General features: G+C 76.0%; 3 protein-coding genes. 1 reads left to right on the top strand and 2 read right to left on the bottom strand.

Annotated features, from left to right (window positions below; translation table 11 throughout):
* Positions 1–63: 63 nt before the first annotated feature.
* Positions 64–1,512: an aspartate aminotransferase family protein gene (locus tag ACFXGA_RS28070; RefSeq protein ID WP_378092879.1), complete on the bottom strand. Its 1,449-nt coding sequence runs from the start codon at positions 1,510–1,512 to the stop codon at positions 64–66.
* A gap of 1 nt (position 1,513) precedes the next feature.
* Entirely contained in the window at positions 1,514–1,888 is a 375-nt protein-coding gene (locus tag ACFXGA_RS28075; RefSeq protein WP_378092881.1) for a YybH family protein, read from the bottom strand.
* Between the two features lie 179 nt (positions 1,889–2,067).
* On the opposite strand from ACFXGA_RS28075, the gene ACFXGA_RS28080 reads away from it, so the two are divergent.
* Positions 2,068–14,892, top strand: a complete 12,825-nt coding sequence (locus ACFXGA_RS28080; RefSeq protein ID WP_378092883.1) for an SDR family NAD(P)-dependent oxidoreductase — start codon at positions 2,068–2,070, stop codon at positions 14,890–14,892.
* Positions 14,893–14,894: the final 2 nt, after the last annotated feature.

Raw genomic sequence — 14,894 nt, forward strand, 5'->3', positions numbered from 1 at the left:
GGGTCGCCGGCGCACGGCCCCCCCGCGGGGGGGGGTGGGTGGGGGGCCCCGTGGGGGGAGGGCTCAGCCCGGCAGGAGGGTGGACGGGTCGTCGCGCAGCGCGGTGCACACCGCGCGCAGTCCCGTGGCCAATTGCTCGATCTGCTCGTCGGTGATGAACACCGACGGCTCGAACCTCAGCGTGTGCGAGGCGCTCGCGGTCGGGAAGACGCGCACGTGGTGGGCGTTGAGCAGGTAGCCCGCCAGCACGTAGCCGAGCAGGCCCTGCCCGGCCAGCTCGCCCACCGGCCCCGGCGCGCCGGTCTGGTCCCGGAACTCCAGCCCGAGCATGAGGCCCTTGCCCCGCACGTCGGCCACGACGGTCGGGAACTCCTCCCGCACCGCGCGCAGCGCCGACTCCAGCGCCGCCCCGCGCTCGACCGCGCGCCCGCAGACGTCGATCGACTCGACCAGCTCGATCACGCGCGTCCCGATGTGGCAGGAGAACGCGTCCTTCGCGAACGTGGAGCTGTGCACCAGCTCGAAGTCCGGCACGTACGTCGACTGCCGGATCAGCGTCACCGCCGACTTGGCGACGCCGCCGCCGATGGCCTTGGCCAGCAGCACGTAGTCGCCGAGCAGCCCGACGTGCGACGAGGCGAAGAACGCGCCCGTGCGGCCGACGCCGGTCTGGATCTCGTCCACGACCACCGGGAAGCCGCCCGCGTCGGCCGCGGCGCGGATGTCGGCCGCGACCTCGCGGTCGAGCACGTGGATGCCGCCCTCGCCCTGGATCGGCTCGACGAAGAACGCCGCGATCACCGGCAGGTCCCGCTCGACCAGCCGGCCGTCCCGGACGTCGAGCAGCGTGACGCGGCACGCCTCGACCTCCTTGGCGACCTCGCCGCCGGACACGAACCGCGCCTGCACGGCCAGCGTCCGGAACGGCAGCCGGTAGCCCGCGTTGTGGGTCAGCTGCACGCTGCCCGCGAGCTTGCCGTGGAAGGAGCCCTCCAGGGTGAGGAACACCGGCGGCGTCCCGTACCGGGCCTCGTTGTGCTCGCGCACCCGTTCGGCCAGGTCGGCGGGCGCGTCGGCCAGGTGCGCCTCGATCTCGTCCCGCACCGCGGCCACCCGCGCGCCCCGCGCCATCTCGGCGTGCTTCAGGGCGATCTCGACGGCCTCCGCGCCGGTGCTGGCGAAGATCGCCGAGTACGGCTCGTCGGCGCCGAACTCGCGCCGCAGCACGCGGTTGAGCGCCAGGGCCAGCTCGTTGGCGTAGGGGTGGTAGGAGAACTGCGCGTGCACCGGCGCCTGCTGCGCCAGCAGCTCGTGGGCGCGGGCCACGACGTCGGGGTGGTTGTGGCCCAGGACCAGCGAGCCGTAGCCGCCGACGAAGTCGACCACCGGCACCTCGTCGCCGGACGGCTTGCGCCACCACAGCGTGTCCGCCTCGCCGCGCACGTACTCGGCGTCCAGCCCCAGTTGGGCCAGCAGTCCGCCCAGGTGCGCCTCGGCCAGTCGCGGCTCCATGTCAGTTGTCGCCGTACGGGTTGTCGATGGCGTAGCGCCACTTGCCGTCCGGGCCCTTGCGCAGCACGTCCAGGCCCGTGCCGGACAGCGTCTCCTCGCCCTCGGCGTCGATCTGCCAGTCCACGACCAGCAGCGCCGTGTCGCCGGTCACGTACGACTCCTTGACCTCGGCGCGCATGACCGGCCGCTTGGCCATGAAGTCCTTCACGGCCTGCGCGTGCTCGTCGCCGCTGAGGGGCTTTTCCGGGTCCCACACCGACACCGCGTCCTCGGTGTAGAGGGACAGGACGACGTCGACGTCACCCGAGTTCATCGCGCGGACGTAGAGGGCGGTCATTTCGGTGGCGTCGTCGGGCAGCGTGAAGTTCGCGGTCATGGGGACCAGTCCTTTTCCGGTGGTTGGTCGGAATGACGGCCCGACGCTAACCAGGGCGCGGTCACGCGCCGGTAACTCGCCGATCGGAGAACGCCCGACGACCGTTTCGTGACTGGGGTCGTGCAATTCCTCGGTAGAACCGGTGGTCGAAAACCATCCCGCTCGCGGAGGACTTGTCGATGACGAACCTGGACGACACGGTCGCGGTGGTCGGTGTGTCCTGCCGGCTGCCCGGTGCGGCCGACCCGGCCGCGTTCTGGCGGCTGCTGCGCGACGGCCTGGACGTGGTGACCGAGGTGCCCGCGGACCGGTGGGAGGCGCTGTCGCCGGAGACCAGGGCCGTGCGCGGCGCGCGGTTCGGCGCGTTCCTGGACGGGGTCGGCGACTTCGACGCCGGGTTCTTCGGCATCTCGCCCCGCGAGGCCGCCGCCACCGACCCGCAGCAGCGGCTGGTGCTGGAGCTGGCCTGGGAGGCGTTGGAGGACGCGGGCATCGTGCCGGGCTCCCTGGCGGGCACGGCCGCGTCGGTGTTCGTGGGCTCGTTGCGCGACGACTACGCCGGGCTGGTGCTCGGGCGCGGCGCGATCACGCAGCACACCAACACCGGCACGCACCGCGGCATCATCGCCAACCGGGTGTCGTACGCGCTGGACCTGCGCGGGCCGAGCGTGGTGGTGGACACGGCGCAGTCGTCGTCGCTGGTGGCGGTGCACCTGGCGGCGGAGAGCGTGCGCAGCGGCGAGTCGCCGCTGGCGCTGGCGGCGGGCGTGAACCTGAACATCCTGGGCGAGGGCGCGCTGGGGGCCGAGCAGTTCGGCGGCCTGTCGCCGGACGGCCGGTGCTTCACGTTCGACGCCCGCGCCAACGGGTACGTGCGCGGTGAGGGCGCGGCGGTGCTCGTGCTGAAGCCGCTGCGCGCCGCGCTGGCCGACGGTGACGACGTGTACGCGGTGATCCGGGGCAGCGCGGTCAACAACGACGGCGCGACGCCGGGCCTGACCGTGCCGCGGCCGGCGGCGCAGGCGGCGGTCGTGCGGGCGGCGCAGCGGCGGGCCGGGGTGGAGCCGGAGGCGGTGCAGTACGTGGAGCTGCACGGCACCGGCACGCCGGTCGGCGACCCGATCGAGGCGGCCGGGCTGGGCGAGGTCTTCGCCGACCGCGCCGAGCCGCTGCCGGTGGGGTCGGTGAAGACGAACGTCGGGCACCTGGAGGGCGCGGCCGGCGTGGTCGGCCTGCTGAAGGCGGTGCTCGCCATCCGGCACCGGGAACTGCCCGCGAGCCTGAACTTCGCCACGCCGAACCCGGAGGTGAAGCTGACCGAGCACAACCTGACCGTCCACACGGGACGCTCGGCGTGGCCGCACCCGGACCGCCCGCTGGTGGCGGGGGTCAGCTCGTTCGGCATGGGCGGCACGAACTGCCACGTGGTGGTCGCCGAACCACCCGCCCGCACAAGGGGAACCGCCGACGCCGGAGAACCGCGCGCCGTCGCGCCGGGAACGGCCGCCGCTGAGCCGGCCGCCGCTGAGCCGACCGCCGCCGCACCGGGAACGACCGCCGCTGAGGCGACTGCCGCCGCGCCGGAGCCGGCCGGCGAAACCGCTGCCGCCGCGCCGGAACTGGCCGGTGCGGCGTCGAAGCCGGTCGCCGCCGGCCCTGAAGCGGTCGCCGCGACCGTGGCCGAGCCCGGAGCAACCGGTGCCGGCGAGGCGGCGGGGTTCGCGCTCGTGCCCGTGTCCGGGCGGACGCCCGAGGCGTTGCGGGCGCACGCGGCGCTCCTGCGCGACACCGCGGGCGAGCCGCGCGACCTCGGCCACTCCCTCGCCACCACCCGCACGTCCTTCGAGCACCGGGCCGTCGTCATCGCGTCCGACCGGTCCTCCCTGGACACCGGCCTCGACGCCGTCGCCGCCGGCATGCCCGCGGCCAACGTGGTGACCGGCTCGGTCGAGGACGGCACGCTCGGCGTCGTCTTCACCGGGCAGGGCGCGCAGCGGGTCGGCATGGGCGCGGAGCTGTACCGCCGCTTCCCGGTGTTCGCGGCCGCCTTCGACGACGTCCTCGCCCACCTCGACCCCGGCCTGCGCGACGTCATCGCCACCGGCGAGGGGCTGGACGACACCGCGTGGACCCAGCCCGCCCTGTTCGCGGTCGAGGTCGCCGCCTACCGGCTGGCCGAGTCGTGGGGCCTGCGGCCGTCCGTCGTGCTGGGCCATTCCATCGGCGAGATCGCCGCCGCCCACGTGGCCGGCGTCCTGTCCCTGCCCGACGCCTGCGCCCTGGTGAGCGCGCGCGGCAGGCTCATGGGCGCGTTGCCGGCGGGCGGCGCGATGGTCGCGGTGGAGGCGGCCGAGGAGGAACTGGACCTGCCGGACGGCGTCGCGCTCGCCGCGGTCAACGGGCCGCGGTCGGTCGTCCTGTCCGGACCCGAGGACGCCGTCCTCGCCTACACCGACACCCTCACCGCGCACCGCACCAAGCGGCTGACCGTCAGCCACGCCTTCCACTCGCCGCTCATGGACCCGATGCTGGACGCGTTCCGGGAGGTCGTGCGCGGCCTGGCGTTCCACCCGCCGGTCATCCCGGTGGTCTCGACCGTCCACCCCGACGCCGACCTCACCGACCCCGAGCACTGGGTCCGCCAGGTCCGCGAACCCGTCCGGTTCCTCCAGGCGCTGCGCCGGCTGGACGTCACGACCCTGGTCGAGGCCGGGCCGGACGGCGTCTGCTCGGCCATGGCCGCCGACGCGGGCATCCGCGCGTTCCCGCTCATGCGCAAGGGCCACGACGAGACCACCACCGCCCTGACCGCGCTCGCCGCCGCCCACACCCGCGGTGTCGCCGTGGACTGGACGGCCCTGCCCGGCGGTCGCCGGATCAAGCTGCCCACCTACCCGTTCCAGCGCGAACGGCACTGGATCGGGGAACAGGCCGCCCCGACCGCGCCGGCGGCCCGGCCGACCGACGTCGACGAGCTGGTCGTGCACCACGTCGCCGCCGTGCTCGGCGCGGACCCCCGCAAGGTCGACCCGCGCCGCCCCTTCCGCGACCTGGGCTTCGACTCCCTCATGGGCGTGCGGCTGCGCGAGGACCTGGCCGCCGCGACGGGCCGCGACCTGCCCACCGGGCTGCTGTTCGAGCACCCGACCCCGCAGGCGGTGATCGCCTACCTGCGGCACGAGGACGTGACCGACGACGTCGTCACGCCGGAGCACTCGCACGAACCGATCGCCATCGTCGGCATGGCGTGCCGCTTCCCCGGCGGGGTGGAGTCGCCGGAGGACCTGTGGCGGCTGGTGGCCGAGGGTCGGGACGCGATCGGCCCGTTCCCCACCGACCGGGGCTGGCCCGGCGACCTGTACCACCCCGACCCGGACCGCTCGGGCGCGACCTACGTCCGCGAGGGCGGGTTCCTGTCCGGCGCGGGCGAGTTCGACCCGGCCTTCTTCGGCATCTCGCCGCGCGAGGCGCTGGCCATGGACCCGCAGCAGCGGTTGCTGCTCCAGACCGCGTGGGAGGCCGTCGAACGCGCGGGCATCGACCCGGAGTCGCTGCGCGGCAGCCGGACCGGCGTGTTCGTCGGCGGCACGGCGGCCGACTACGGGCCCCGCATGCACGAGGCGTCCGAGCAGGCCGAGGGGCACGTGCTGACCGGCGCGACGCCGAGCGTGATGTCCGGCCGCATCGCCTACCAGCTCGGCCTGGTCGGGCCCGCGCTCACCGTGGACACCGCGTGCTCGTCGTCCCTGGTGGCCCTGCACCTCGCGGTGCGGTCGCTGCGCAGCGGCGAGTCCAGCGCCGCCATCGCAGGCGGCGTCACGGTCATGGCCACGCCCGGCATGTTCCTGGAGTTCTCCCGCCAGCACGGCCTGGCCGCCGACGCCCGCTGCAAGTCGTTCGGCGCGGACGCGGACGGCACGGCGTGGGCCGAGGGCGTCGGCATGGTGCTGCTGGAACGCCTCTCCGACGCCCGCCGCCACGGCCACCGCGTGCTGGCGGTCATCCGGGGCAGCGCGATCAACTCCGACGGCGCGTCCAACGGCCTCACCGCGCCCAACGGCCGGTCGCAGCAGCGGGTCATCCGCCAGGCGCTCGCGGACGCCGGGCTCGCGCCGCAGGACGTCGACCTGGTCGAGGCGCACGGCACCGGCACGTCACTGGGCGACCCGATCGAGGCCGAGGCCATCCTCGCCACCTACGGCCGCGACCGCGACGAGCCGCTGCGGCTCGGGTCGCTGAAGTCCAACATCGGCCACGCGCAGGCGGCGGCCGGCGTGGGCGGCGTGATCAAGCTGGTGGAGGCCATGCGGCACGGCGTCATGCCGCGCACCCTGCACGTCACCGAGCCGACGCCGAAGGTCGACTGGACCCGGGGCCGCGTCGAGCTGCTGACCGAGGCCCGCGAGTGGTCGACCGACCGGCCGCGGCGCGCGGGCATCTCGTCGTTCGGCATCAGCGGCACGAACGCGCACCTGGTGCTGGAGCAGGGCGACGCCACCGAGCCGACGCGCGCCGAGGTGACCACGCCCGTGCCGTGGGTGGTCAGCGGCCGCGACGCCGACGCCGCCCTCGCCGGCCTGGACCGCGTCCGGGGCCGGACCGACGTGGCCGAGGTGGCCCGCGCGCTGGCCGGGCGCACCCGGTTCGACCACCGGGCCGTGGTCGTCGGCGTCACGCCGGAGGACTTCGCGACCGCCGCGCCGCTCACCGGCCACGCGACGCCGGGCGGCCGCACGGCGGTGCTGTTCACCGGCCAGGGCGCGCAGCGCGCGGGCATGGGACGCGAGCTGCACGAGGCGTTCCCGGTGTTCGCCCGCGCCCTGGACGAGGTGGCCGACGCCTTCGCGCCGCACCTGGACGTGCCGCTGACGGAGCTGATGTTCGGCGACCGGCCGGAGCTGCACGAGACCCGCTTCACCCAGCCCGCGCTGTTCGCCTTCGAGACCGCCCTCTACCGGCTGGCCGAGCACCACGGGCTGAAGGCCGACCTGGTGGCCGGGCACTCCGTCGGCGAGCTGGTCGCCGCCCACGTCGCCGGCGTGCTCACGCTGGAGGACGCGGCCAAGCTGGTCGCCGCCCGCGGCCGGCTCATGCAGTCGGCCCGGCAGGGCGGCGCGATGATCTCCGTGGAGGCGGCCGAGACCGACCTGGGCGCACTGCCGCCGGGCGTGGCGCTCGCGGCCGTCAACAGCCCGACCTCGCTGGTGCTCGCGGGCGACGAAGACGCCGTCACGGCGTTCGCCGAGCGGTTCCCCCGCGCCCGCAGGCTCAAGGTCAGCCACGCGTTCCACTCCGCGCACATGGACGAGGTGCTGGCCGAGTTCCGCGCGGTCGCCGCGACGGTGACCCACCACGACGCGCGCATCCCCGTCGTCTCGACGGTGACCGGCGAGGTGCTGGACCCGGACGCCGACCACTGGACGCGCCAGATCCGCGCCACGGTCCGCTTCCTGGACGCCGTGCGCGGCCTGGAGCGGCACGGCGCGTCGGTGTTCGTGGAGGTCGGCCCGGACGCGGTGCTCGCGCCCCTGGCGCAGGCCGCGGGCGTCACGGCGGTGGCGCTCGGGCGCAAGGGACGCCCGGAGCCCGCCACGGCGGTGTGGGGCCTGGCGCACGCGCACGCCCACGGCGCGCCGCTGGACGTGGCGTCGTTCGTGCCCGACGCGGCCCCGGCCGAGGACGTGCCGACCTACCCGTTCCGGCGCGACCACTACTGGCTCACCTCCCAGCCGCGCGCCGCGGGACTGGTGACCACGGCGGTCGAGCTGGCCGAGCGGGACGAGGTCGTGCTCACCGGCGAGGTGTCGCTGACCGCCCAGCCGTGGTTGGCCGGTCACGTCGTCAACGGTTCGGTGCTGGTCCCCGGCACGGCGTTCCTGGAGCTGGCGCTCGCGGCGGGGGAGCGGGTCGGCCTGCCCCGGGTCGAGGACCTGACCCTGGAGGCGCCGCTCGTCGTGCCGGCCACCGGCTCGGTGCCGGTGCAGGTCACCGTGCGGGACGGCAGGTTCACCGTGCACTCCCGGCAGGACACCTGGCAGCGCCACGCCTCGGGCGCGCTGGCCGCGGCCGAGGGCGCGGTGGAGGCGTTCCCGTGGCCGCCGGACGCCGTCGAGGAGCCGGTGGACGACGCCTACGACCGGCTGGCGGAGCTGGGCTACGACTACGGCGACCCGTTCCGCGGTCTGCGCGCGATGTGGCGCGACGGGGACGTGGTCTACGCCGAGGTCGCGATCACCGCGCCGGCCAAGGGCTTCGCGGTGCACCCGGCACTGCTGGACGCCGTGCTGCACCCGCTGGTGCTGGACCCGGCCGGACCGGGCCGGATCAGGCTGCCGTTCGCGTGGAGCGGGGTGGAGCTGAACGCGGCCGGCGCGACCGGGCTGCGGGTGCGGATCACGCCCGCCGGCGGCGACACGTTCGCCGTGGACGTGGCCGACTCGGGCGGCGTGCCGCTCGGGCGCATCGAGGGCATCACGCTGCGCGCCGTCGCCAAGGACGGCCTCGCGGCCGGCTCCACGTTCACCGTGACGTGGACCGAGGTCGCCGGGGACGAGCCGGTGGGCGACGTGGTCGTCGTGCCGCCCGCCGCGACCGACGACCCGCGGGTGGCCGTGCGCCGCGCGTTGGGGCTGGTGCAGGAGTGGCTGGCCGAGGACCACGACCCGGGCGACCGGCTGGTGTTCCACACCCGGCGCGCCGTCGCCGCCGTGCCGGGCGAGCCGGTGGACGACCTGGCCAACGCCGCCGTGTGGGGCCTGGCGCGGGTCGTGCAGTCCGAGCACCCGGACCGGGTGGTCGTGGTGGACGCCGAGGACGCCGACGCGGTGCCCGCCGCCGTGGCGACCGGCGAGCCGCAGGTCGCGGTGCGGGACGGCCGGTTCCTCGTGCCGCGCCTGACCCGGACCGAGCTGGGCGAGCCCGTGCGGCTGCACGGCACCGTGCTGGTCACCGGCGGCACGGGCGGGCTGGGCGCGCTGGTCGCCCGGCACCTGCACGCCCACCACGGCGTGCGCGACCTGCTGCTGGTCAGCAGGCGGGGCCTGGACGCGCCGGGCGCGCGGGAGCTGGCCGAGGAGCTGGGCGCGCGCGTGGCCGCGGTGGACGTGGCGGACCGCGAGGCGCTGGCCGACCTGCTGGCCGGCGAGCGGATCACCGCCGTCGTGCACGCCGCCGGCCTGCTGGACGATGCCACCACGACCGCGTTGACCGACGAGCAGGTGGACCGGGTGCTCGCGCCCAAGGCGCTGGCCGCCCGCCACCTGCACGAGCTGGTCGGCGAGGTCGAGGCGTTCGTGCTGTTCTCCTCGATCTCCGGCGTGCTCGGCACGGCGGGCCAGGGCAACTACGCGGCCGCGAACACCTACCTCGACGCCCTGGCCGCCCACCGCCGCGCGCAGGGCCTGCCCGCCGTGTCGCTGGCGTGGGGCCTGTGGGGCGCGGGCATGGGCGAGACGTTGGGCGAGGCGGACCTGGCCCGCTGGGCGCGGTCCGGCATCGCGCCGCTGGACCCCGGCCGCGGCCTGGCGCTGCTGGACCGGGCGCTCGCGGGCGACGCCGCGCTGCTCGTCCCGGCCGCGCTGGAACCGTCGCGGGTGGACGCCGACGTGGCGCCCGCGCCGCTGCGCGGCCTGGTGCGGCGGCGTGCCGCCAGGACCACGTCCACCACGTTGACCGAGGCGAACGCGCTGGACCTGGTGCGGTCGCTGGCCGCCGCCGCGCTGGGCCACGCGGACGGCTCGGCGGTGGACCCGGAGAAGGCGTTCCGGGAGCAGGGCTTCGACTCGCTGGCGGGCGTGGACCTGCGCAACCGGCTCATCGCGGCGACCGGGCGCAAGCTGCCCTCCACGCTGGTGTTCGACCACCCGACGCCGACCGCGCTGGCCGCGTTCCTGGTGGCGGGCGCGAAGAAGGTGGAGCGCAAGGCGGCGGTCCGCGCGGACGAGCCGATCGCGATCGTCGGCATGGCCTGCCGCTACCCGGGCGGCGTGCGCTCGCCGGAGGACCTGTGGCGGCTGGTCGCCGAGGGCCGGGACGCGATCTCGGAGTTCCCGACCAACCGGGGCTGGGACGTGGACGCGCTGTACGACCCGGACCCGGAGAAGCTCGGCACGACCTACACCCGGCACGGCGGGTTCCTGCACGACGCGGACCTGTTCGACGCGGCGTTCTTCGGCATGTCGCCCCGCGAGGCGCTGGCCACCGACCCGCAGCAACGCCTGCTGCTGGAAACGGCGTGGGAGGCGTTCGAGGACGCGGGCATCGACCCGACGACCTTGCGCGGCAGCCGCTCCGGCGTGTTCACCGGCGTCATGTACGACGACTACGCCTCACGCCTGCCCGAGACGCCCGACGAGGTGGAGGGCTTCCTGCTGGCGGGCAACACCTCCAGCGTGATCTCCGGCCGGCTCGCCTACACCTACGGCCTGGAGGGCCCGGCGATCACGGTGGACACCGCGTGCTCGTCGTCGCTGGTCGCGCTGCACCTGGCGGCGAACGCGCTGCGGCAGGGCGAGTGCGACCTGGCGCTGGCCGGCGGCGTCACGGTGATGGCGGGCCCCAGCACGTTCGTGGAGTTCTCCCGGCAGCGCGGGCTGTCGCCCGACGGGCGCTGCAAGTCGTTCTCCGCCGACGCGGACGGCACCGGCTGGTCGGAGGGCGTCGGCCTGCTGGTGGTCGAACGGCTCTCCGACGCCCGCAAGCGCGGCCACCGCGTGCTCGCCGTGCTCCGCGGCTCGGCGGTCAACTCCGACGGCGCGTCCAACGGCCTCACCGCGCCCAACGGGCCCGCGCAGGAACGCGTGATCCAGGCGGCGCTCGCCTCGGCCGGGCTGTCGCCCGCCGACGTGGACCTGGTCGAGGCGCACGGCACCGGCACCACGCTCGGCGACCCGATCGAGGCGCAGGCGCTCCTGGCCACCTACGGGCAGGACCGCGAGGAGCCGCTTCGGCTGGGCTCGCTGAAGTCCAACATCGGGCACGCCCAGGCGGCGGCCGGCGTCGGCGGCATCATCAAGGTGGTGCAGGCGATGCGGCACGGCGTCATGCCGCGCACCCTGCACGTCGGCGAGCCGTCGCCGCACGTGGACTGGTCGTCCGGTGCGGTGGAGCTGTTGACCGAGGCGCGGGAGTGGCGGGTCGACCGGCCGCGGCGGGCGGCGGTGTCGTCGTTCGGCATCAGCGGCACCAACGCGCACGTCGTGCTCGAACAGGCGCCGGAGCCGGCGCCGGCCGACCGCGTCACGCCCGAGCTGGTGCCGTGGGTGCTGTCCGCCCGCGACGACGAGGCGTTGCGGGCCCAGGCCGCCGCCCTGCACGCCCACCTGACCGAGCACCCCGACCTGGACCCGGCCGACGTCGGCCTCACCCTGTCCCGGCGGGCGCTGCTGGACCGCCGCGCGGTCGTCTTCGGCCGGGACGCCCTGCTCGGCGAGCTGACCGCCGGCGACGGCGCGGGCCGCGGCAAGATCGCGTTCCTGTTCACCGGGCAGGGCAGCCAGCGGGCCGGCATGGGCCGCGAGCTGTACGCGTCCTCGCCGGTGTTCCGGCAGGCGTTGGACGAGATCTGCGCCCACCTCGACCCGGTGCTGGACCGCCCGCTGCGGGCCGTGCTGTTCGCCGAGCCGGACTCCGCGGACTCCGCGCTGCTGGGCCAGACCGCGTTCACCCAGGCCGCGCTGTTCGCGCTCGAAGTGGCGTTGTTCCGGTTCGTGGAGCACCACGGCGTGCGCCCGGACCACCTGTTCGGCCACTCGGTCGGCGAGGTCGCCGCCGCGCACGTCGCCGGGGTGTTCGACCTGGCCGACGCGTGCACGCTGGTCGCCGCGCGCGGCCGGGCCATGCAGTCGGCGCGCGACGACGGCGCGATGGCCGCGATCGAGGCGACCGAGGAGGAGGTGCGCGCGTCGCTGACCGGCGACCTCGCGGTGGCCGCGGTGAACGCGCCGCGCTCGACCGTGGTCTCCGGTGACGCGCAGGCCGTGGCCCGCGTGGTCGCCGAGTGGTCCGCCCGGGGCCGCCGCACCCGCCGGCTGCCGGTCAGCCACGCGTTCCACTCCCCGCACATGGACGACGTGCTCGACGCGTTCCGCGCCGACCTGGCCGACGTGGTGTTCCGCGAGCCGCGGATCACGCTGGTCTCGGAGGTCACCGGCGAGGTGGCCACGGTGGAGCAGCTCCGGTCGCCGGAGTACTGGGTGCGCCACATCCGCGAGGCCGTGCGCTACCTCGACGGTGTGCGCACGCTGGAACGGCTCGGGACCACCGAGTTCGTGGAGCTGGGGCCGGACGGGGTGCTGACCGCGCTCACCCGGCAGTGCCTGGAGGGCGAGCCGGGGTCGGCCGTGACGTTGCTGCGCGCCGGTCGGCCGGAGCTGGAGCACGCCCTGTCCGCGTTGGGCGTCCTGCACACCCGCGGCATCCCGGTCGCGTGGGACTTCGGCGACGCCCGGCCCGTGCCGCTGCCGACCTACCGGTTCCAGGGCCGCCGGTTCTGGCTGGACGCGCCACGCGCCTCGCGGTCCGCGAACGCGCTGGGCCTGTCCGACCCGCGCCACCCGCTGCTCGGCGCGGCCGTCGAACTGAGCGGCGGCGACACCGTCGTGCTGACCGGGCGCGTGTCGGCGGCCACCGACCGCTGGCTCGCCGATCACCGCGTGCGGGACGACGTGCTGCTGCCCGGCACCGCGTTCGCCGAGCTGGCGCTGGCCGCCGGCGCGTACTCGGGCCACCCGCACCTGGCCGAGCTGACCCTGTCCGCGCCGCTCGTGCTGGGCGCCGCGCAGCTCCAGGTGACGGTCGGCGCGCCGGAGTCCGGGCGGCGGCCGGTCACCATCCACTCGCGGCCGGACGACTCCGCGCCGTGGGAGCAGCACGCGACCGGCGTGCTGACCGACGAGCCGCCCGCCCCGGCGGCGTTCGACTGGCCCGCCGACGCCGAGCCGATCGACCTCGACGGCGTCTACGACCGCTTGGCCGACCACGGCTACCACTACGGCCCGGCGTTCCAGGGGCTGACGGCGTTGCGCCGGGACGGCGACGACCTGTTCGCCGAGCTGAAGCCGCAGGACGGCGGCGGGTTCCTGGTGCACCCGGCGGTGCTCGACGCCGCCCTGCACGCGCTGCTGCCCGGCGTGGCGGACGACGACGCCCCGGCCGTGCTGCCGTTCGCGTGGAGCGGGGTGACGGTGCACTCGACCGCGGCGGCGGTGCGCGCGCGGCTGACCCGGCGGGGTTCGTCGGTGTCGCTGGCGCTGGCCGACGCGGCCGGCCGGCCGGTGCTGACCGTGGACGAGCTGGCGTTGCGGCCGCTGGGCGGGCGCGCGGTGCGCGACGGGCTGCACGCGCTGACGTGGCGGCCGGTGACCGTGCCCGCCGACCTGCCGCCGCACGGCCTGGCCGTGCACCGGGTGCCGGACCTGCCGGCGCGGGAGGCGGTCCACCACACGCTCGACGTGCTGCGGCGCGCGGACGGCCCGCTCGCGGTCGTGGTGCGCGACGGGTTGGAGCACGCGGCGGTGCGCGGGTTGGTGCGCAGCGCCCAGGCGGAGCAACCCGGCCGGTTCGTGCTGGTCACCGCGGGCGCGGCGGACACGCCGCCGAAGGGCGGTGACCCGCTGGAGACCCCGGACGCCGGCGATGCGCCGCTGAACGCCGCCGACACGGCGCACGACACCGCGGACGCGTCGCCGAACAGGGCGGATGCCGGGAGCGCGGTGCCGGACACCGCGTTGCTGGACACCGCGCTGCGGCTGGGCGAGCCCGAGGTCGCGGTGCGCGGCGGCGAGGTGCTGGTGCCCCGCCTGGCCCGCACGCCGTCCGCCGACCGCCCCGTCGACTGGGGCGACGGTCCGGTGCTGATCACCGGCGCGACCGGCGCGCTGGGCGCGATCCTGGCCCGGCACCTGGTCACCGCGCACGGCGTGCGGGAGCTGGTGCTGCTGAGCCGGCGCGGCCCGGACGCGCCGGGCGCGGACCGGCTGGTCGCCGGGCTGGACGCGACCGTGCACCTGGTGGCGTGCGACGCGGCCGACCGGGACGCGCTGGCCGCCGTGGTCGCGCGGCACCGGCCGACGGCCGTGGTGCACACCGCGGGCGTGGTGGACGACGGCACGCTGGCCGGGCTCACCGCCGAGCAGGTGGACCGGGTGCTGCGGCCCAAGGTGGACGCGGCCTGGAACCTGCACGAGCTGGTCGGCGACGTGTCGGCGTTCGTGCTGTACTCCTCCGTCGCGGGCCTGCTCGGCACCGCCGGCCAGGCCAACTACGCCGCCGGCAACAGCTACCTGGACGCGTTGGCCGAGCACCGGCAGGCCCTCGGGCTGCCGGCGACCTCGCTCGCGTGGGGCCTGTGGGAGACCGAGAGCGAGCTGTCCGGCGGTCTGTCCGACGTGGACCTGCGGCGGTTGGCCCGGTCCGGGCTCACGCCGTTGGCCGCGGCCGAGGCGATGGACCTGTTCGACGCCGCCCTCGCGCACGGCGCGCCCGTGCTCGCCGTGACCAGGTTCGACCAGGCGGCGCTGCGCGGCCGGGACGACCTGCCCGCCGTGCTGCGCGACCTGGTGCGGGTGCGCCGGGCCGCGCCGAAGGCCGCCGCCGAGCCGGCCGACCTGCCCGCGCTGGTGCGGGCCCAGGTCGCGGCCGTGCTCGGGCACGACGACCCGGACGCCGTCGACCCGCGGCGGGCGTTCACCGAACTCGGCTTCGACTCGCTGACGGCCGTCGAGCTGCGCAACCGGCTCGGCGCGGCCACGGGGCTCACGCTGCCGACGACGGTGGTGTTCGACCACCCGAGCCCGCACGCGCTGGCCGAGCACCTGCGGTCGCTGACGACCGTCGAAGAGGAATCGCTGGTGGACCGCCTGGAGGCGGCCGTGCGGGCGGGCGAGCTGGACGACACCGCGCTGGACCGGCTGCGCGCCCTGCTCGGCGCGGGCCCGGCACTGGACCCCGACCTCGACTCCGCTGACGACGAGGCGTTGTTCGCGCTGGTCGACGAGCTGGACTAGGA

This window comes from Actinosynnema sp. NPDC059335, from assembly GCF_042752395.1.
GTDB lineage: Bacteria > Actinomycetota > Actinomycetes > Mycobacteriales > Pseudonocardiaceae > Actinosynnema.